The sequence below is a fragment of the Candidatus Sodalis pierantonius str. SOPE genome (assembly GCF_000517405.1).
GTDB classification, from domain to species: Bacteria; Pseudomonadota; Gammaproteobacteria; order Enterobacterales; family Enterobacteriaceae; genus Sodalis_C; species Sodalis_C pierantonii.
Window position 1 is genome coordinate 4,053,504 of sequence record NZ_CP006568.1, and the last position, 20,679, is coordinate 4,074,182.

Below are 20,679 nucleotides of genomic sequence, written 5' to 3' on the forward strand. Positions count from 1 at the left end.
TCCTTAGTGATAACTGTCCGGACCTCGGAGGTTTTCGTGAACCAGCATTGATACGCCGGTTCCGTCCTGGGTGACCTCACTTTCACGACCGTGTTTCAATACGTTGGCTATGAAAGAGCGGTTAATGCACCCTTTCTCCAACGCCAGCGCGCAGGCCTTCTTCAGTCGCGTCGTCTTATAGCGCCGTTGCAGATTGAGTAGCCCCAGCACGGAGCGGTAAGCCTGCTCCGGATGGGCTTTGCTCTTTTGGATGGACTCGACCACTTTCAGTGTGCACACACCCACCGACAGCGCCCAACTGCACAGCCTTTCCGGCGTCCACTGACTCTGCCCCTTATGGTTAGCCGGCATGTGCGCCGCCTGAGTCGTGTGCCTATAGGCGTTATCGCTGCGAGGGTGCGTAGCCACGCAGACGCCCTTATGGTGGATTTGCACCAGCCGTTGGGTGGCGATGACGTCAACGCGCTCGCCAACCAGCGGATGCGGCACCGAGTACCAGTTTTTGCCGTAGTCTATGTGGTAATCAGGTCCCACTCGGGCAACGAGATATTCACTGTATTTCCATTGTGTGGGCGGTAGAGGCCCAAGAGCCGGTTTGTCCAGCTGCTCGAAGCGTTCAAGGCGACTTTGTCCGCCGTAATGACGCATCGGGCGCAGATTCAACTCATGATTGAGTTCTCGTATCACCTGGTTGAGTTCGGCCAGCGAGTAGAACCTACGTTTACGCAACCGGGCCAAAACCCAGCGTTCTACCAGCTGCACAGTTGATTCTGTCTTCGCCTTGTTTTTCGGTTTTCTCGGGCGCGCCGGTAGCACCACTGTCTCATAGTGATTTGCCAGCGCCTGGTAGCTCTGGTTTATGACCGGCTCATAGCGATCAGGGGTGCTGACAGCGCTGCGCAGATTATCAGATATCATCAGCTCCGGAACCCCACCCATGAAGTGCAGGCAGCGGCTATTGGCGTTGAGCCACGATGCCATGTCCTGGCCTTCGCAGGCTCCGATATACGCATAGCCTGACACGCCCATGGCAGCGACGAAGATAGCGACCTGGCGTACGCTACCGGTCGCAGGGTTGACGATAGGTACGGTGGGGCCACAGAAGTCGATGAAGAGCTTTTCGCCAGCCTTGTGCTCCATGCGCATGGAACGCCGCTGCTTCTTTTTCCAGTCACGGAACAGTGCACAAAACTGTGAGTAACCGAGGGCATCACCGCCCACGGCGGACTGATATTCCATCCAGAGCAGCTGCTTGGTCATGCCCTTGCGGCTTAACTCGGTATCGATATCAAGCCAGCTGGGTAAGGTATTGATAACTTTTCCGGATTTGCCGGGATAGAGCAGGCGGTCTAGGTCGACGGGGGACAGTTCCGCCGGCAATGGCCAGACCAGGTTAGCTACCGTGAATCGGCCGAGGATATCGTGCACGGTAGTACAACCTATGCCGAGCGCTGCTGCGATAGTGCGATTCGAGCGACGCTGCTCGAATTTCATACGTAAGACATTAATATAGATGCACATTTCCGTTCTCGCTTTCTTCTTTTTACGTGCCATGCCATGCCCCCGGAAGCTAAAAGTCTCCAGAGTATGGCGGAACAGAAGATGAGCGATCGGACAGAATCGGAATTGCTGATCGGGCGACCGGAATCAGTGATCGAATGAAATCAGAATTAGTGATCGGGTGAAATCGGAATCAGTGATCGGATGTGACCGGAACCAGCACCGCCCGGCGCGGCGTCAATGTTGTACTAATAGTGCAGGGTGAACCGGACATGCCGATAGTCCAGGTGGGCGCGCGCATACTGTATCACTACCTGGTGCCGGAAGGGGTGAAAATCTATGAATACTGCCGTCTCGGCCGCTGCATGCCAAAGTGGTGCTGAAAGATGACGCCTGGGCGACCGTGGGATCGAGCAATCTCGACCCATTGAGTCTGGCGCTCAATCTGGAAGCCAACGTCATTATTCACGATCGCGCCTTTAACCGCGAGCTGCGGGATAACCTTGACCGTCTTATCGCCAACGACTGCCAATGGGTGGATGAAAGCAAAGTGCCGCGGCAGACCTATTGGCATTTAGCGAAAAACGTGCTGGTGTTTTATTTTCTGCGCCACTTCCCGGCCTGGGTCGGCTGGCTGCCGGCCCACACGCCGAAGCTGGCGCGGCGACGACGCTAAGCGCGGTTGGCTGACCAGGGGCAAAAGAGTCGTCACCTGGCTGTTTTTGATCGCCGTAATTGTATTGATGGTGGTGTATGCCGGCAAGGTGGACTGGGACGACGTGCTGCATGCGCTGAAGAATTATAGCCCCGGCGCCATGCTGGCGGCGATTGGTTTAGTGGTGGTGAGTTACCTGATTTACGGCGCCTACGATCTGATCGGGCGCGCTTACTGCGACCACAAGCTCGCCAAGCACCAAGTGATGCTGGTGTCGTTCATTTGCTATGCCTTTACCCTCACGCTCAGTACCTGGGTGGGCGGTATCGGCATGCGCTACCGGCTGTATTCGCGGCTGGGGCTGTCCAATAGCGCCATTACTCGCGTTTTTACCCTGAGTATCGCCACCAACTGGCTGGGATATATCCTGCTGGCCGGGCTGGTGTGCGCTTTTAGCGTTATCAAGCTACCGGCCAACTGGGGTATCGGCGAAGTGGCGCTGCGGCTAATCGGCGTCGGACTGCTGGTATTTATCCTGGCGTATCTGGGCTTGTGCGCCTTCTCCAAGCGCCGCCGCTGGACGGTACGCGGGCAAAAGCTGGTGCTGCCGTCGTTACGTATGGCGGTAGCGCAACTGGGGGTGTCCGTTGCTAATTGGATCGTCATGGCGGGCATCATTTATATTTTGCTGAACTACAAAGTGGGCTTCCCGCTGGTGCTGGGCGTATTGCTGGTAAGCAGTATTGCCGGGGTGATTATCCATATTCCGGCCGGGATTGGCGTGCTGGAAGCGGTATTTGTCGCCATGCTGCACGGCCAGTCCATTTCCCATGGCACGATTATCGCCGCACTGCTCGCCTACCGCTCCCTCTATTTTATCGCACCGCTGCTGTTGGCGATTGTGCTTTACCTCGGGTTGGAAAGCCGCGCGAAGGCCTTGCGTGCCAAAAACGAGCGCGACCTGCAACAGCAAGCGCCGGACGGTGACGAAGCGCCGCCGGTGTAGCGGGTGGGGCGTGATGTCGACCAAAGCGCGATGGGGCCGCAATAGGCCTGAACTATGCGCAGGCCATACAGGCTACAGCGGGTTTGCGCGGCTTAAAGCGTGATGTTTCCCTCGATTAACGTCGCGGAATAGCCGCCAATCCAGGGCTCGGCCCGCAGGTAATCCACAAACACCCGCCCGGCGCGCTGCCTGCAGGTGCCTTGACGTACCCGATAACTTTCGGCGAACGCTGGATTGCCGGCAAAATCACGCTGCGGCAGCAGCCGCGCAAGACAAGCTTTGGCGCTGCCGGTGACGGAATCTTCCACCAGACAGCCGTGCTCGATGATAAATGCCCGCATTTCAAAATCGACATCGCCCGCCGGGGCATGCCGACCATAAAAGGCAACGCCGGTGGCGCCGCACTGCGCCAGCAGTTCTGCCAGCGCGGTAATTTGCGGTTGCAGCGCTAAGCAGACGCCGGCGCTGGACACCTCGACCATCAACCAGCGAATGCCCATATCCACCACCGTTGGCGCCCCCTTGCCTGTCGAAGGTTCTCCTCCGGCGGCCGCGGCCAACAATCCATAACTCTGTGCGGGAAGCGGCGTCATTGTCGCCTTGGGCGCCTCGAAAGCCAGCATACCGTCACGGGCGATAGCAATAGTGACGTTACCGATGCCGCACTGCTGCACCAGATGACCGGGGAGTTTCGGTTTAAAGCCGTTTTCCAGCAGCGTATGAGCGGTACCCAGGGTGGGATGGCCGGCAAAAGGCAATTCACCGGCTGGCGAATAGATTTTCACCTGATAATCGGCCTGTGGTTCTGAGGGCGGCAGTACAAAGGTGGTTTCTGACAGATTAGTCCAACGGGCGATAGCCAACATCTGGTCATCAGACAGGCCATCCGCATCCATCACGACCGCCAGCGGGTTGCCATTGAGCGGCACCGCGAAAAAAACATCGACTTGTTTGAAACGTCGTAATTCACTCATAATTTTCCTGGTAATCATCGGGCCAAAAGGATTGCCGCGCGCGGGCTTTCAAGAGGAAGACTACTCCAAGCGGCGTATAATGAGAAAATTCCTGTTACGCTATCCTGCCGGCGTTATTTTTCAGGATCGTCATCCCCATAACGTTGGGTTGTATTATGCCTCTCGGTAGAATAACGCCAGCAAGAAAGAATTTGCCGGCAAATAAATAATGTCAGGTAATGGCGGCCCGCGGGAGATTATTAAAGACCATTTTATGCAAATACAGCGAATGGCAGGGTACAAAACGAGCCCGATGCGCGATCATACTCGCCGCGCTTTGGGCGAGCACGGCAACGGCTAAGCGACAGGCGCCTATTAAGCCATAATAACACTCTGATATAAGCAGCTTTTTCTGGCCCGCTAAGGATAGGTGTAATGCTTTGCGCCGCTCGGCACACCGATCGGCAATCCTCCGCAAACCGACGGCGGTATAAATGTATTTTCATTAACCCATCGGCGGATCGGTACCGGCTAAATGCGGCTTTGTTGAATAAATCGAACTTTTAGGTGACTGGCGGCTCTGATCACTACATTCGTTTCAACATCAGGTCCCCATGGCAAAGCAAAAGTTTAAAATCACCAACTGGCCCGCATATAACAATGCGCTCAGGCAGCGGGGGGACCTGACAGTATGGCTTGATGAGTCAGCCATTGCTGCATGGACTGAGAGTACACCACCTGAACATCGTGGCCGGCCGCTTCACTACACCGATATGGCCATTACCACGGTTCTGATGATAAAGCGCGTGTTTAACCTTTCGCTCCGGGCGTTACAGGGTTTCGTTGACTCGATTTTTAAACTGATGGGGCTGTCGCTGCGCTGCCCAGATTACTCTCTGGTCAGCCGGCGAGCAAAAACCGTCGACATCAGCATAAAAACGCCAACCCGCGGCGAAATCTCACACCTGGTCATCGATGGCACCGGCCTGAAAATCTTCGGCGAAGGCGAATGGAAAGTCAGGCAGCATGGGGCTGAGAGGCGCAGAGTATGGCGCAAGCTTCATCTGGCAGTAGATAGCGCGACACATGAAATTATCTGTGCCGATTTATCGCTAAGCGGTACGACAGATGCGCAGGCGCTGCCCGGGCTGATTAACCAAACCCACCGGAAAATCAGGGAAGCGTCGGCTGACAGTGCTTACGATACGCGTTACTGTCATGATGCTCTGCTGAGGAAAAAAATAAAGCCGCTTATCCCACCGCGAAGTGGTGCGCAATATTGGCCAGCTCGATACCATGAGCGTAACCATGCGGTGGCAAATCAGCATCTGAGCGGCAATAACGATACCTGGAAAAAGAAAGTAGGTTATCACCGGCGTTCACTGGCTGAAACGGCCATGTTCCGGTTTAAAATACTTCTGGGTGGTCATCTGAGTCTGCATGACTATGACGCGCAGGTAGGTGAGGCTATGGCAATGGTCAAAGCGCTTAACCGGATCACGTTGTTAGGAATGCCAAACAGCGTCCGCATCATGTAACAATCGCCCTGATAGGGAGGAAGTCGTCACAAATTTCGGATTTATTCAACAAAGCGGCTAAATGCTGCAGCGGTGTAAGACGACTCGCCTGCGGAGGTTAGAGGATTGGATGGAGCGGCTTGCGGCGGGTTGCGTGTGCCCGCACTCGCCCACGGACGAGAGCGCCTGGAAGTCGCGGCCAGCGAAGGAGGGAGTTTGCCTGTCTGCCCCCGTGGGGGAGAAGGGACTGGGATGGCCGACGAGCGAAGGGGGAATGGGGTGTATCCGCCCGTTGGCGAGAGGGCCTGGACGGGCCGTCCCGCGAACGGGATGCAGTTGAACGGCGCCGCCGGCGGCCGGAAGACACAAGGCCGCCGGCGGGCCCGGTTAACGTGGCGGACCGCCCTGCCAATGCGGACCACCGCCGCCGGGGGGCGGCCACAGACAACCGCTCAAGGCGGCGCTCAGAAAGACAATGTCGAGAAACATAATTAAATGACGCATGCATTAACTCCATGGATTAATAATTTGATGTATTAAATCATTCACCGGGGAGGTATTTTGATCAATGCTCGACAGAGTAAAGGAATTGTAAAATCAATGACCGCTGTAACAAGTTGCGGATAATTAATACGATCAGCGAAAAAATGGAAACGGCGATGATGAACACTATAGGAAGAAGCTGAATAATTGTCATCTAGTAGAATGGAAATGACAATCAAGAGAAGTCTTAATTTAATCTCGTATAGTTTATTATCGCATTAACTTGATACTTCCTGTCCATGTCCCAGCACAGTGATTTCGGCTTGTTTTAGGCCCAAAAAAAGACCGCCCTTTGGGCGGTCAACAATGCAGACGGCGGTTCCCCGGTTTTGCCGGGTGTGGGTTTAATTATAAATGACGGCGGTGCCGTGCATGTCGCGTTGCCCCGACAGTGAAGTCGGGGGATAGCTCGGGGAGTGGTCTCCGTTCACTTTATCTCCCGGCTCACCATAAAAGGTGCCAACGCCGCTATGGCTGGAGGTCGCGACCAACGCAATGGGCAGGAGCTCATGGGCCGGAGGCTGAACTGCGGCCAGCGCGCCGGCGGAAAGTAAGCTGAGGGCGGCGGCAATGAACAATATTTGTCTGTTTTTCATCGAATTTTCTCCCGACTACACCGTCAGAAGGATGGCGGTTGGATAAATAGTTAACATTTGATAACTAAATGATAGACCGCAGCGACTGATGAATCAAGATAATATTTTAATGATTATTATAATAATACTTTCCCAAGCGTACATAATGCAAAAAGTCTCTCGACACCGGGGAGAGTATTTTTTATAATGACTATTAATTTAGTGTATTTTTTCACCATTCGGCAAGAGAGGAACTATGAGCGACCATCAAGCCGCCTGTGTCAAAAAGGGGCGCGGGCGTCCGAAACAATTCGATCGTGAAACCGCCCTGGACCAAGCGCTGCAACTGTTTTGGCGCCATGGCTATGAAGCGACTTCCCTTGTCGATCTGGTCGAGGCCACGGGGGCCAAGGCGCCCACACTGTACGCTGAGTTTGGTAATAAAGAAGGGTTATTCCGCGCCGTGGCGGAGCGTTACGTAACCAAATTCGCCGAAAAGGGTAAAGCCCTGCTGGCGCGCCCCGGTCTTTCCGTCACGCAATCCATTGAAGACTTTTACCGCGCCGCCGCGGCGATGTTTACCGATAAAAGTTTACCGTCCGGTTGCTTTATCATTTGTACTTCGGCAGCGCTGGCCGCGTCGTCGGATGAAGTGGCGCAGATCCTGCGCTCGCGCCACCATTTGCAAGAACACACGCTGCTGGATTTTCTGTTGACGCGACAGCAGCAGGGGGAACTCCCGGCCAGCACCGACTGTGCGGGTCTGGCAAAATATCTCGCCTGCACGCTGCAGGGGATGTCGGTTCAGGCGCGAGACGGCGCCAGCGAAGACGATCTTAACGGCATTGTCAGCACGCTGATGGCGGTCTGGCCGACGTTAAGCCAAACCTGCCGGCATATGAGCGGCGCGCAAGCGGCCACGGTCGAACACGCCTGATAGCCCATCTGATTACCGTTGAGGCCAGCGCCAGCGCCAGTGCCTATGCTGGCCTAACGAACGAGGGGGCACCTGGGCAGTCTCGCGCACCCGTAAAATTCACCCGCGTCCCGCGTGATTGATTCCCACCCAATTCCGCTGGCGCTTCCACCCGATCCTGCTGCGAGGCCCACGCGTTTTTGCTGGCGCTTTCACGCATCCCCACTGTGATTTTCACGCGCTGTCGCTGGGACGCCCCCAAGGAAACGGCTCTTCTTTTCCAATGTGCCATCGCGGTAGCGGGTTAACCCCCAAGCGCTGGTCACCCACTGCGTGCTTTGCAGCGATAACAGGCTCTGCTGTTGAGAAAGGCTGGTGTTTTGCGTGGTGGCGACATCGAGGTAATCAATCATCCCCGCTTTATACTGATTATACGTGACCCGTGCCGATTCCTGCGCGGCCTGCGCGGCCTGCGCCGCCCGTTGCCGGGCCGCGATTTCGCTCTCTAGGGTGCGCAATTGCACCAAATAATCCTCCACTTCCTGGAACCCCGCCAGCACCGCTTGGCGATAGCTGGCGACGCTCGCGTCATAGCTGGTCTCCGCTTGTTCCACCTGCGCTTTGGTGGCCCCGAAATCCAGCAGGGTGCCGCTTAATTCCGGCCCCAGCGACCAGGTCCGATTGGGCAGCGACAGCAGATTGTGCAGCGCGGAACTGGTGAAGCCCCCGCTGGCGCTGAGGGTCAAATCGGGATAATAGGCCGCTTTGGCGACGCCGATTGCGGCGTTGGCGGCCGCCACGTTGCGTTCGGCATAGGCGATATCGGGACGGCGCTGCAATAACTGCGACGGCAGCGATGGCGGAATCGCAGGCATGGCGGCGATAAGGGGCGCGGCGGGCAGGCTGAACGCCGACGGCGGTTTGCCCATTAACACCGCGATCGCATGCTTCAACTGGGCGCGCTGCCATTGCACATCGAGCGCCGAGGCGCGGGCGCTCTCAAGGGTCGTTTGCGTCTGCGCCAAGGTATCGCGCCCTTCGCTGCCGGCCTGATATTTATTATTAATGATGCGTACGTAGCGCTCATAAGCGGTAATACTTTGCTGATACAGCGCTAGTTGCTGATCCATCATCCGCAGTTGGAAGTAGTCCTGCGCCAGCGTTGATTGCGCGCTGAGGGTGATATTGGCCAATTCCGCCTCGCTTGCCTGGGCGCTAGCGCGGTTTTCTTCCAGCGTGCGGCGCAGCTTGCCCCACAGATCCAGTTCCCAACTGGCGCTGGTGGTGGCGCTATGGCTATTGCTGGTCGTGCTGCTGTTGCCCTACCGAGTGCTAGAGGCTGTACCGGTGACGCTGGGATAAAGATCGGCGCGCGATTCCCGCGCCAGCGCCTGGCGATACAGTGCCTGATATTGCGCGACGTTTTGATTGGAAATTTGCACTTGGCGTAGCAGATCGGACAGGACCGGATCCCGATACACCGCCCACCATTCGCCTTTGCTGAGCTGATCCTGCGGTGTTGCCCGGATCCAACCCTGGGCTTCTTTAAACTGCAACGGCACTTCCGTCGCGGGCCGGTGATAGTCCGGCCCCACGCTACAGCCCGCCAGCGTCAGGGCCAGCGCCAGGGGGAGTAACTTCAGTGCGCGGTGTAAATCATTCATTATGGTGTTTTCACTCTTCTAACGGCTTCATGCCGTGCCGGTTTTACGCAAGCGATGCCAGGCGTGCTGACTATTGCGGCTAAGACGATCGAGGTAGAGATATACCACCGGCGTTGTAAACAGCGTCAACAGCTGACTCAAGGCCAGCCCGCCGGCGATGGCCATCCCCAGCGGGCTGCACAGATCCGCGTCGTCGCCGCTGCCGAGCGCCAGGGGCAGCGCGCCAAAAAAGGCCGCCAGCGTGGTCATCATAATCGGCCGAAACCGCATCAGATAGGCCTGGGTGATGGCCTGCTGCGGCGTGAGCCTCTGATTGCGTTCGGCCGCCAGGGCAAAATCGATCATCATGATGGCGTTCTTTTTCACAATACCTATCAGCAACAAAATGCCGATCAAGGCGATCACGGTCAACTGGGTGTCCGTGACCAGCATCAGCAACAGCGCCCCCAGACCCGCCGAGGGCAGGGTGGATAATATCGTCAGCGGATGAATGTAGCTTTCATACAATACGCCGAGCACAATATAGACCGCCGCCAGCGCCGCCAGGATAAGCCAGGGCATTGACGCGGCCAGCGCGGCAAACGCCTTGGCGGTTCCCTGGAAGCCGGCCTGGATGGTGCTGGGCAGGGCGATCTTCACCATCGCGCCCTTAATCGCCGCCTGCGCCTGCTCCAGCGACACGCCATCGGCCAGGTTAAAGGCGACGGTGCTGGTGGCGGATTGCCCCTGATGCGCCACCGACAATGCCGCATTGGCGCTGCGTCCGCCGATATGAAGATCCTGCGCCGCCATGAGAAACAGCTGCATGCCTGCCTCATTGCGGAACTTATTGGTCAGCCGGTTCGCCACCACGGTTGCGCTATCGCTGCGTTTGTCATAATCCTTCAGGTGCACGAAAAATGTACCGCTATTGCGTGATCCGAAAGCGCCGCCGCCGATGGATGACATCACGCCGTCCACCGCAGGATCCTGCTGGATGAGTTTGGCTATCGCCTCGACTTTGGGCTTCATCGCCTGGAAAGAGATGTTTTGATCGGCGCGCACCATCCCCATTAGCAGGCCGGTATCCTGATTGGGGAAGAAGCCTTTTTGCACCATGCCGTATAAAAAAAGATTCAGCATGATAGTCAGCACCAGGCTAAAGAGCGTTAGCCTTTGGTGACGCATCACCCACCCCAGCGCCAGGGCATACCCCGCCAAAAGCCTGGCCAGCCCGCTCTCAATCAGCAGATACAACCGGTTGGGACGTTTGCTCACTGGCGGTTTGCGCCGCAGCAGACGCGAACACAGCATCGGCGTCAGGCTCAGTGACACCACCATCGAAATCAGCAGCGAGACGGTGAGCGTGACGGCGAATTCCTGAAACAGCCGGCCGACGATACTGCCCATCAGCAGAATGGGAATGAACACCGCCACCAGCGACAGCGTCATCGCCAGGACCGTAAAACCGACTTCCTGCGCGCCCTTAATCGAAGCGCGCACCGGCCCCAGGCCTTCTTCGATATAGCGGGTGATGTTTTCCAGAACCACAATGGCGTCATCCACCACAAAGCCGGTGCAGATAATCAGCGCCATCAACGACAGGTTGTCCAGACTGTAATCCAGCAAATACATGACCGCGCAGGTGCCGATGAGCGACACCGGTAGCGCCAGCGCCGGAATAATCACCGCCTGCAGATTGCGCAGGAAAATAAACACCACGGCGATCACCAGGAAAATCGCAATCAGCAGCGTCTCCTCGGTGTCGTACAGCGAGGCGCGGATGGTGGGGGAGCGGTCCACGACCTTATGCAGCTCGACATCGCTTAAACGGATAGCGGTGCCGTTGATATAGGTAATAATCAGCGACCGATAATCCCGCGCCTTGTCCAACTGGCCGTTATCGTCTACCACAAACGAGGTAGTTTCGCCCTGCAACATGCCTTTGGGTAAATTGGTGGTGCTATTGGCGATGGCGCTGCGCACCGTATCGAGCGAAATCCCCAGATGGTTTAGCATTTGCGGCTGCAAATCGATACGCGCTGCCGAGTAGCGACACCTGACCGACCCCCTGCACCTGGGCGATTTTCTGCTAAATGGTGCTTGAGGCCAGATCGTAGAGCTCGCCGCTGGCGCGGGTGTTGGAGGTCAGGGCCAGCATGACGATGGGCGCATCGGACGGATTGGCTTTGCGGTAAGTGGGCAACGACGGCATGCTGCTCGGCAGCAAGCTGCGCGCGGCATTGATTGCCGCCTGCACATCGCGGGAGGCGCCATTGATATCGCGGTCGAGCTCAAACTGCAAAATAATCCGGGTCGATCCCGTGCTGCTGCTGGAGGTCATCTCGGTGACGCCGGCAATCTGGCCCAGCGATCGTTCCAGCGGCGTGGCCACGGTGGCCGCCATGGTTTCCGGGCTGGCGCCCGACAGGCGGGCGCTGACCATGATGGTGGGAAAATCAACCTGCGGCAGCGGCGCCACCGGCAACAGCCGGTAGCCCAGTAGGCCAAGCAGCAAAATGGCCAGCGTGAGCAGCAGCGTCGCCACCGGCCGGAAGATGAACAGCCGTGAGATATTCATGGCGCCGCTTGCCTGCGTTTACGCCGCACGAAGCGCTGCCCGCGTTGCGCCAGGCCGTCAAACCACAGATAGATTACGGGCGTCGAGAACAGCGTCAGCACCTGACTGAAGATAAGACCGCCGACAATCACCAGCCCCAGCGGCTGGCGGAGTTCGGCGCCGGAACCGTGGGCCAGCATCAACGGCAGCGCGCCCAGCAGCGCGGCCATGGTGGTCATCAGAATCGGCCGGAAACGCAGCAGGCAAGCCTGATGAATGGCCTCGCGCGGCGTCATGTGGTGCTTGTTTTCCGCCTCTAGCGCGAAGTCGATCATCATGATGGCGTTCTTTTTCACGATGCCTATCAGCAGGATAACGCCGATTAGCGCAATCAGGCTGAATTCGGTGTCGGCGAGCAGCAAGGTTAATAGCGCGCCTACCGCGGCCGAGGGCAGGGTGGAAAGAATGGTGATCGGATGGATAAAGCTCTCATACAAAATACCCAGTACCACGTACATGGTGAGCAGCGCCGCCAGAATCAGCCACAGCGTATTATCGGTGGCGCTCTGGAAGGCCGATGTCTCACCCTGATAGCGCAGGGTAATGCTCGACGGTTGCTCGAGCGACTGGCTGACCTGCGTAATCGCTTTCTGTGCATCTTCTATTGAATAGCTGTCATTGAGATTAAATGACACGGTTACCGCCGGGAACTGGTTCAGCCTGACATGGACCAGCGACCCCGTCCGGCGGTGCACCGTAGCGATAGAGGTCAGTTTGACTATCGCCGTCGCGCTGCCCGAGCTGGAACTCGAACTCGAGCTAGAACTTGAACTGGAGCTAGAACTGGAGCTAGAGTTTGAGCTCGTGGCCAGATAAATATCATCCAGCGAGGCCGGCGATTGTTGATATTTGGGCTGAACCTCCAGCACCACCCGGTACTGATTGGATTGGGTGAAAATCGTCGATACCAACCGCTGCCCGAAGGCGTTATACAGCGCGGTATCCACATCCGCCGCGGTGATGCTGTAGCGCGCCGCGGCGTCGCGATTGAGCTCCACGTACACCGTTTGCCCCTGATCTTGCAGATTGCTCACCACATCGCTGAATTCTGGCTCCTGCTGCAGGCGCGCGACGAGTTTCGGCGTCCAGTTCACCAGATTTTCGCTATCGGCATCCTCGAGAGTGAATTGATACTGGCTGGGCGTGACCTGATCGTTGACCGTCAGATCTTGTGAGGATTACAGATACAGCGTAATGCCCGCGACCTGTTGGGTGGCCTCTTTCAGCTGTTTGATAATGACATCGGCGCGATCGTCGCGATCCGAAAAAGGTTTCAGATTGATTTGCAGGCGGCCGCTGTTCAGGCTGGTATTGTTGCCGTCGATACCGACGGTGGAGGAGACGCTTTCCACCTGTGGATTCTTGAGGATATCGTCCACCAGCGCCCGCTGTCGCCGAGCCATCTCGCCGAAGGAAACGTCCTGCGAGGCAATCGTCACCCCTTGAATCAGCCCTGTATCCTGCTGGGGAAAGAAGCCTTTCGGCACCACAACATAGAGTAACGCGGTCAGCGCCAGCGCCACCAGCAGCGTCAGGCGCTGATGGTCAAGTACGATAATCAGCAGCCGATCGTAGCCGGCGATAAGCCGGTCGAAAATCTCGCCGCCCTTACGGTAAAAACGGCTCTGTTCCTCCTCCGGAATATGGCGCAGCAGATAAGCGCATAGCATCGGGGTGAGGGTGAGCGACACCAGCATCGATACCAGAATCGATACCGCCAGGGTGATGGCGAACTCCCGGAACAGACGGCCGACCACATCGCCCATAAACAACAGCGGAATTAATACCGCTATTAACGAGAAGGTCAGCGAAATGATGGTGAAACCTATCTGTCGGGAGCCGTTAAGCGCCGCCTGCATGGGCGTTTCCCCCTCTTCCAGCCGGCGGGAAATATTTTCCACCATCACGATAGCGTCATCAATAACGAACCCGGTGGCGATAGTGAGCGCCATCAACGACAGATTGTTCAGACTGAAGCCGGCCAGATACATCACGCCGAAGGTCCCCACCAGCGACAGCGGTACCGCCACACTAGGGATAAGGGTCGCGGCGATGTTGCGCAGGAAGAGGAAAGTCACCATCACCACCAGCGCAATGGACAGTATCAGCTCAAACTGTACGTCGCTGATGGAGGCGCGAATGGTCTGGGTGCGATCGGACAGGATCTGGATCTTGACCCCCTCCGGCAGCGCCGCCTGCAGAGTGGGAAGCTGCGCTTTAATATTATCCACCACCTGGATAACGTTGGCGCCCGGCTGACGCTGTACGCTGATGACAATCGCCGGATTACGGTTGGCCCAGGCGGATTGAAAGGTGTTTTCTTCCGCTTCCTCGATGTGGGCGATATCTTTCAGCCGCAGGGCGGCGCAGTTCTGATAGGTGAGAATGAGATTACCGTGTTCGGCGGCGGTGCGTAGTTGATCGTTGGCGTCGATGGTGATCGAATGATAACGCCCGTCGAAGCCGCCTTTAGCGGTATTGACGTTGCTATTGCCGATAAGCGTATTCACGTCTTCCAACGTCAGATGATGCGCCGCGAGCGCGCGGGGATCCATCCGTACCCGGATCGCCGCCTGATGACCGCTCGCCAGGGTGACCATACCGACGCCTGAGATCTGCGATAATTTCAGCGCCAGACGGGTATTGACCAGATCTTGTACTTGTATCAGCGGCAGCATATCCGAACTCGCCGCCAGGGTGATGACGGCGGTATCCGCCGGGTTCACCTTTTTATAGGTAGGCGGGTTGGGCAAATCGTTTGGCAGCAGGCTGTTGGCGGCATTGATCGCCGCCTGCACTTCCTGCTCCGCCACATCCAGCGACAGGTCGAGGGAAAATTTCAGCGTGATGACCGACGCCCCGCCTGAGTTGGTGGAATACATCTGGTTGAGGCCGGCCATCTGGCCGAGCGGCCGCTCCAGCGGCGCGGTTACCGAGGACGCCATCACATCGGGACTGGCGCCCGGGTAAAGCGTAGTCACCTGGATCGTGGGATAATCCACCTGGGGCAGCGCCGAAGTGGAAAGCATTTTGTAGGCGAAAAGCCCGGAAATCAGCACCGCAATCATCAATAAAATTGTGGCGACCGGGCGCTCGATAAAAAGTCTAGAAGGGTTCATTGCGCGGCGCCGTCGTTACCGCCGGTCGTCGAGGCGCGCTGCGTCGCCGCGCTGCCGGCTGGTGACGCCTTCCGCCTTGCCGTTACCGCCCGTGGCGCCGCTGTCCATTGTGCCGGCGCTGCCCTTGACGCGAGTCGCACTGCCGGGCGCGCCGCTTTCCACGGCACTGCCGCCGCCGGTATCGTTGTCGCTGACGATCGTCACTTTCGCGCCGTTGCTCAACCGGTCAATGCCTTCGGTGACCACACGTTCGCCCGGCGATACGCCTCTCAGAACGGCCTGTAGCGAGGTGCCGAAGCTCGGTCCCGCTTTGACCTGACGGCGTTCGACGCTGTTATCCTGCTTGATTACATACACGAAATCCCCGTCGCTGCTCAGCTGTAAGGCCTGGGCGGGGATAACCGTCGCGCCCGCCAGTACATTCGTTTGCAAACGCACATTCACAAATTGATTGGGATAGAGTTTTTCATCGTGATTGGCAAACATGGCTTTAAGCTTGATGCTGCCGGTCTCGCTGTCGATTTCGTTGCTGATAAAGTTCAGCTCTCCCTGCGCCAGCTCGGTCGTGCCATCCTGATCCAGCGCGGTGGCGGGCAAGGTTTGGCCGTGATGCAAAGCTTGTAGTAGCGTAGATAAATTGGCCTGCGGCACGCTGAAAGTGACGGCGATAGGTTGGGTCTGGGTAATGGTCACTATGCCGGTGGTGTCGCTGCTATGCACCATATTGCCGGGATCCACCAGCCGCAGCCCGACCCGGCCGCTGACCGGCGCGGTGATCCGCGCATATTCCAGATCCAATTTCGCGGCGTCAATCTGCGCCTGATAAGATTTAATTGCCCCGGCGTACTGGCCTACGGTGGCGGTCTGGGTTTCTAACATCCTGACGCGACAGGGAATCCTGCGCATAGAGTTTTTGATAACGCGCCAGCGTCAGCTGCGCGCTCTTCAGCAGCGCTTGGTTTTGCGCCAAATCGCCCTGATATTGCTCCAGGCTGGCCTGATAGCTGCGCGGGTCGATCTGCGCCAGTAACTGCCCCTGCTCGACCTTCTGTCCTTCGGTAAAATAGACTTTGAGCAGTTGGCCATCCACCCGACTGGTTACGGTCACGCTGGCGTTCGCCACCACCGTACCCAAGGCCGATAAGGTGACGGGAACATCCGCCTGCTTGGCGACACCGCCGTGTACCGCTGTCGGGCCGCCCATGCCCATTCTCATACCGCCCGGCCGGCCGGGGCAGCGCCACTGCCGCTGCGGTGAGCGAAAAGGTAATAACCGAGGCCGGCAATCAACAACAGTATCAAAACCACCACTAAAACATTACGCCACTTAATCGTCTGCTTTGAATATCTTCTCATGGGATGGGGCTGGCCAGTTCTGGTTAAAATCGTGTTATCTTAACAGATTAAAGTAATTTTGATGCTTATTCTGTAAGCGTTTCGTCAAAAAGCGTTTCATTTGCCGTATCGCCCCCGCCGCCGCGTAACGTGGTGCCAAGACGGGTCGGACGTAGGGATTTCGGCCTTTCCATATCGTCAAAAAGAGAGAAACAGGATGCTGCGCCCGTTTAGGTGCGCTAACGTCGGTTAGCCCACGGTTAACCGCTGGCGCCTGTCAAGTATAGCGGCTTGGGGCATAATGGTCAGACGCGGCGGCATTCGTCCGCGCGGTACACGGCGCGCAGTAATACGCATCGGCGGCACGCGTCCGCGCGATACGCTGACGATCTCGAGATAGGGGAGCAGTGTTTCTTGCCCACCGTGGGTTAAGACCCTGAGGACGATCCAAATCGCCGCAGGGCAGGTCGAAGGCGAACCGCCTAGCGCGCAGGTCGTCGTAGTAAGGATTAAATTAATTATTTAAAATATGATTATATTAGTTTTATAAACTATATCGGTTATAATTCTGCTCAGCTTTAATTGCACTATTTCTTCACAAGCATGCCGGGTTAATCACTTCTTTAGCGCTCAATTTTCCGTCGATTTATAGCTTCGTATGTTTATCTTTGGTTTAAGTCAATACTATAACCTTTAATAATTAGATGAGGGTTAATTCGTTAAACCCCAAGATAAATAATCATTATTTTTAGCGGCGAATTAAAGATTGCATTGAAGAATGATGCATTTGCCATGTGCTACGCTGGACACTATTCCGTGATGAAATAATGTAATGGAAGTTTATCGGGTAACAGGAGATATTAAAGGATGGATATAGCTCTGAAAAAAAATCAGGCGTCTTGCGCATGTACGCTTTTAGCGCCCATCGGCCCGGCTGGCGGAGGAAAAAATACTCTGCCGCCCGTACAATACGCTTTTGGCGATTTTCTGCTGAACTCCTCCCGCGTGTTGTTTCATAAAGACAAACGGCTCAGCATCTCCCCCAAGGAACTGGGGGTGCTGAGTTTATTACTGGAATCCGCCGGCGAACTGGTGACCAAGGCGCAGATTATTCATGAAGTCTGGTACGGCGGCAATGTCGGCGAAGAATCGCTGACGCGCTGTATCTACGTGCTGCGGCGTATCTTACAAGAGGAGAAAGATCACCGCTATATCGATACGGTTTACGGTAAAGGCTACCGGTTTACGCTGCCGGTCACGCGCATCTTGCCCGCCCAGCCCGGAATGCCGGCGCGCTGCGTGCTGGCGGTATTTCCCTTCCGGCTGGCCGGTGATATCGACACCGTCGGTTTGCAGGATGCCATCGTACAGCAACTGGCTCCCTGCTCGCCGCTGGGATTGCATGTGTTGCCGACCTCGCTGACCATGAACTGTCGCACCACTGACGCCACGCTGCAATTGCTGGACAAAATCCGGCCGGACTATTACCTCACCGGTTACGAGCTGAACCTCGGCGGCGCGCCCTCGCTGCGGATTGAGTTGATGCGCGCCGAGGATCATCTGCTGCTGCTGCGTGAGCGGGTGGCCAAAGCCCATTTGGGGGGCGAGGGGCGCTTTCTGCGCACGCTGAAGCCTCTGATTTTGGGCGCGCTGCCCGGTATGAAGGCGATGGGACTGGCGGCGGGGAAAACAGCGGAGGGGGAGACCGGTCGGTCAGCTATGCCGGGTCAGGAGAAAAGAAAAAAATGAGCCGGTCGCAACGGCCGATGCATTGTGAAGCGCGCCGACGGCGGCGGGCCCAGTAAGCGCCTGCGCGTCGGGCGCATTATTTCGCGGCGTAACCTAAGTCCCGATAAATCGGGTGGTCTCCTCGCCATTGCCTGGAATGAGAGAAAGCGTTTACCACGCGTCAGGCATGCTGTGAGCGTTTAAGCCATGAGAGGCTTCTGCAATTATTTCTCACCCTGAGTCATATTTTCATCATGATTTCTTCGAAAGAGATAGGCAATGTATTGCTATGAATATTAAGCAAAAGCGAACTGGGATAATGATGAGCAAAGGAATTATTGTCTCACCCACTTCGTTGCTGAATGAATATCATCAGCAGGATATCTCGGAGCCAAAATGCTGGTTGCTGGAAATTCCTGATGGTAATTGCGATATTCATGTTCGCTGGGCGAATGAGTCGTCGCGTCTGACATTATCCGCCGGATGGCGCGGCATGTTGTTAATGCAGCGCTTGAATCTGGCTCTGCGCGCCGGTACGGCGCGGCATCAGGAATTACCGCTCTTTGCCCTGGCAAAATTACAGGTATTTATCGACGAGTCCCGCGGCGTGCAGGTGGATTATGCCCAGCAGCAATGGGCGCAGATCGAGTTGAATGATTTTCCGCATATTGGCACCTGCGCCGATATAGAGCAGTGGATGCTGGGGAATTATCAGAGCGCGCCGTCCCAAATGAATGCGCTGGCGGTATTTTTGCGCCAGACGGAGTGTTATTGGTTAATACGATTTCTATTAAATGAGTCTGTCAATAATGGCAAGTTGAACGTTCTCGGCGCGCGTTACGGCTTGTCTTATTCACATTTCCGCCGCCTGTGCCGCAACGCGCTGGGAAACTCGGCTAAAAATGAGCTGCGGGGCTGGCGTATCGCCAGGGCGCTGCTGGATATGGTCGAAGAGCGGCAAAGCCTCACCGAGGTCGCCATGCGCTATGGCTATGCCTCATCCTCGCACCTCTCCAACGATGTCAGAGACGCCTTTGGGGTCTCCCCCCGCGGGATATGGAATATGATCAACAAGAAAGCGGAACAATGAATAACATCGCTCAGATAAGCCGCGGCCTGCTCTGCGTTATGTTGCTCGCCTGCGCCGGCCCGCTCGTCGACGTTCGGGCGGCGGAATTATCCCGGCAAGGCGAAGGTTATGTGGCCAATAAAGACGGCGTGAAAGTCTTTTTCGATGCGCTGTCGGCACGCCTTAATCAACCGGTGATTGTCAGCAAACTGGCGGCGCGCAAGCAGATAAGCGGCGAGTTCGACCTGGCGGATGCGCGGGCGCTTTTGACGCGCATTACCCAACAAATGGGGTTGATGTGGTACAGCGACGGCCAGGCAATCTATATTTATGACGCCAGCGAAATGCGCCATGCGGTGGTGGCGCTGCGCAGCATTTCACCGGCGGCGCTGCGCCATTTTCTCCAGCAGGCCCAATTGCACGATTCGCGCTACCCGCTGCGGGGAGATCCCGGTGGTCACGTCCTTTATCTCTCGGGGCCGCCGGTTTATATCGAGCTGGTGGAGAACGCGGCCCGCCTGCTGGATAAGGAGCCGGACGGCATACACGAGCGCGAGCAGGCCGAGGTGATCCCGCTAAGTTACACCTTTGTCGGCGATCGCCATTACGCATTGCGCGGCGAGAAAGTGACTATTCCCGGTATCGCCACGGTAATCGAGCGGCTGATGAGGCGGGAGGGGCGCCTGCCTGTGGTCGAGCCCCCCAGCTCGCTCATGTCCGCAGAGGCGCTGCTTCCCGCGGTGGACACGCGGGGGGAGCAGGACGCGGAATCGCCGCTGTGGCCGGTGCAGGTTATCGCCAATCCCAGCAACAACAGCCTGCTGGTCAAGGGGAGCGGCCGCCAGGTGCAATTTGTGCGCAATCTAGTGCATTCACTGGATATCCCTAAGCGCCACGCGGAGCTATCGTTATGGATAATCGATCTGGAGAAAAGCGACCTCGATCAGTTCGGCATCAATTGGCAGGGCGGCACCCGCATCGGCCAGCGGGGGGACGTCACCCTTAATCAAGGATCCTATAGCGCCTTGGACGGTGCGCGATTTGTCGCGTCAATATTGGCGTTGGCCAAAAAACACCGCGCCAACATTGGTTCGCGGCCGATTATCCTGACCCAGGAGAACGTGCCGGCGATTTTCGACAATAACCGGACATTTTATACGCGGCTTCTGGGCGAGCGCAGCGTGGTGCTGCGCGAAGTGACCTACGGCACCATGATAAGCGTGCTGTCGCGGTTTTCCGGCGGCGATGAGGTGGAGATGGCGCTGACGATCGAAGACGGCGGCGAAGTCGCCCGGCAGCACAGAAATCCGGGTCCGGATGATCTGCCGGAAGTGGGACGCACCCATATTAGCACGGTGGCGCGCGTGCCGCGGGGAAAGAGCCTGCTGATTGGCGGCTATACCCGGGATGAGATCCGGGATAACCGCGGGCGATTATCCGGTCTGGGGTCCGATACCGCTGATTGGCGGTTTGTTTCGCCATCGCGTCGATAAGCAGGCC

The 20,679-nt window shown here is 56.9% G+C and carries 9 protein-coding genes and 5 pseudogenes; 7 read left to right on the plus strand and 7 right to left on the minus strand.

The window, feature by feature from the left end:
• Nucleotides 1-3 precede the first annotated feature (3 nt).
• Nucleotides 4-1,554 carry an IS21 family transposase gene (istA, locus tag SOPEG_RS20085; RefSeq protein ID WP_025246670.1) on the minus strand — a complete coding sequence of 517 codons (1,551 nt, stop codon included), beginning with the start codon at nt 1,552-1,554 and terminating at the stop codon, nt 4-6.
• Nucleotides 1,555-1,718: 164 nt separating this feature from the next.
• On the opposite strand from istA, the pseudogene SOPEG_RS20090 reads away from it, so the two are divergent.
• Nucleotides 1,719-2,176: pseudogene (locus tag SOPEG_RS20090) on the plus strand (phospholipase D-like domain-containing protein); the annotation flags it as partial.
• A 10-nt stretch (nt 2,177-2,186) separates the two neighbouring features.
• Nucleotides 2,187-3,161 carry a lysylphosphatidylglycerol synthase domain-containing protein gene (locus SOPEG_RS20095; RefSeq protein WP_038469138.1) on the plus strand — a complete coding sequence of 325 codons (975 nt, stop codon included), beginning with the start codon at nt 2,187-2,189 and terminating at the stop codon, nt 3,159-3,161.
• Nucleotides 3,162-3,253: 92 nt separating this feature from the next.
• Here the strand turns inward: SOPEG_RS20095 and SOPEG_RS20100 are convergent, their stop codons facing one another.
• Complete coding sequence (locus SOPEG_RS20100; RefSeq protein WP_025246673.1) at nt 3,254-4,135, minus strand: PhzF family phenazine biosynthesis protein; 882 nt, start codon at nt 4,133-4,135, stop codon at nt 3,254-3,256.
• Between the two features lie 593 nt (nt 4,136-4,728).
• Here SOPEG_RS20100 and SOPEG_RS20105 point away from each other — a divergent pair.
• A complete protein-coding gene (locus SOPEG_RS20105; protein ID WP_025243834.1) occupies nt 4,729-5,652 on the plus strand; it encodes an IS5-like element ISSoEn1 family transposase in 924 nt (307 codons plus the stop codon).
• An 866-nt stretch (nt 5,653-6,518) separates the two neighbouring features.
• Here SOPEG_RS20105 and SOPEG_RS20115 read toward each other — a convergent pair.
• Nucleotides 6,519-6,770, minus strand: coding sequence for a YdgH/BhsA/McbA family protein (locus SOPEG_RS20115; RefSeq protein WP_025246675.1), 252 nt, complete (start codon nt 6,768-6,770; stop codon nt 6,519-6,521).
• Between the two features lie 235 nt (nt 6,771-7,005).
• Between SOPEG_RS20115 and SOPEG_RS20120 the strand changes: the two genes are divergently transcribed.
• Nucleotides 7,006-7,686: a TetR/AcrR family transcriptional regulator gene (locus SOPEG_RS20120; protein WP_025246676.1), complete on the plus strand. Its 681-nt coding sequence runs from the start codon at nt 7,006-7,008 to the stop codon at nt 7,684-7,686.
• 191 nt (nt 7,687-7,877) lie between these two features.
• Here the strand turns inward: SOPEG_RS20120 and SOPEG_RS20125 are convergent.
• The 4 pseudogenes from SOPEG_RS20125 to SOPEG_RS26790 all read right to left on the minus strand — a co-directional run bounded on the left by SOPEG_RS20125 (nt 7,878) and on the right by SOPEG_RS26790 (nt 16,403).
• Nucleotides 7,878-9,329, minus strand: a pseudogene (locus SOPEG_RS20125) (efflux transporter outer membrane subunit).
• 27 nt (nt 9,330-9,356) lie between these two features.
• A pseudogene (locus tag SOPEG_RS20130) lies at nt 9,357-11,889 on the minus strand (efflux RND transporter permease subunit).
• Nucleotides 11,886-15,047 (minus strand): annotated as a pseudogene (locus tag SOPEG_RS20135) (efflux RND transporter permease subunit). Before SOPEG_RS20135 ends, SOPEG_RS20130 begins: the two co-directional pseudogenes overlap by 4 nt.
• A 15-nt stretch (nt 15,048-15,062) precedes the next feature.
• Nucleotides 15,063-16,403 (minus strand): annotated as a pseudogene (locus SOPEG_RS26790) (MdtA/MuxA family multidrug efflux RND transporter periplasmic adaptor subunit).
• An 846-nt stretch (nt 16,404-17,249) separates the two neighbouring features.
• On the opposite strand from SOPEG_RS26790, the gene SOPEG_RS20145 reads away from it, so the two are divergent.
• The 3 genes from SOPEG_RS20145 (at nt 17,250) to sctC (ending at nt 20,672) form a co-directional block, all read left to right on the plus strand.
• Nucleotides 17,250-18,131 (plus strand): winged helix-turn-helix domain-containing protein, encoded by an 882-nt coding sequence (locus tag SOPEG_RS20145; protein WP_025246677.1) that lies wholly within the window; start codon nt 17,250-17,252, stop codon nt 18,129-18,131.
• Nucleotides 18,132-18,399: 268 nt separating this feature from the next.
• Nucleotides 18,400-19,200 (plus strand): helix-turn-helix domain-containing protein, encoded by an 801-nt coding sequence (locus SOPEG_RS20150; protein ID WP_236851576.1) that lies wholly within the window; start codon nt 18,400-18,402, stop codon nt 19,198-19,200.
• The gene (sctC, locus tag SOPEG_RS20155) at nt 19,197-20,672 is read left to right on the plus strand and encodes a type III secretion system outer membrane ring subunit SctC (protein ID WP_051419944.1); all 1,476 of its coding nucleotides are present in this window, start codon (nt 19,197-19,199) and stop codon (nt 20,670-20,672) included. The genes SOPEG_RS20150 and sctC overlap by 4 nt, the downstream gene beginning before the upstream one ends.
• Nucleotides 20,673-20,679: the final 7 nt, after the last annotated feature.

What these genes read in the sequence shown, in the direction of transcription:
- istA (WP_025246670.1), bottom strand. Translation starts at nt 1,554, where the DNA reads ATGGCACGTAAAAAGAAGAAAGCGAGAACGGAAATGTGCATCTATATT.
- SOPEG_RS20120 (WP_025246676.1), top strand. Translation starts at nt 7,006, where the DNA reads ATGAGCGACCATCAAGCCGCCTGTGTCAAAAAGGGGCGCGGGCGTCCG.
- SOPEG_RS20150 (WP_236851576.1), top strand. Translation starts at nt 18,400, where the DNA reads ATGAATATTAAGCAAAAGCGAACTGGGATAATGATGAGCAAAGGAATT.
- SOPEG_RS20100 (WP_025246673.1), bottom strand. Translation starts at nt 4,135, where the DNA reads ATGAGTGAATTACGACGTTTCAAACAAGTCGATGTTTTTTTCGCGGTG.
- SOPEG_RS20105 (WP_025243834.1), top strand. Translation starts at nt 4,729, where the DNA reads ATGGCAAAGCAAAAGTTTAAAATCACCAACTGGCCCGCATATAACAAT.
- SOPEG_RS20115 (WP_025246675.1), bottom strand. Translation starts at nt 6,770, where the DNA reads ATGAAAAACAGACAAATATTGTTCATTGCCGCCGCCCTCAGCTTACTT.
- sctC (WP_051419944.1), top strand. Translation starts at nt 19,197, where the DNA reads ATGAATAACATCGCTCAGATAAGCCGCGGCCTGCTCTGCGTTATGTTG.
- SOPEG_RS20145 (WP_025246677.1), top strand. Translation starts at nt 17,250, where the DNA reads ATGGATATAGCTCTGAAAAAAAATCAGGCGTCTTGCGCATGTACGCTT.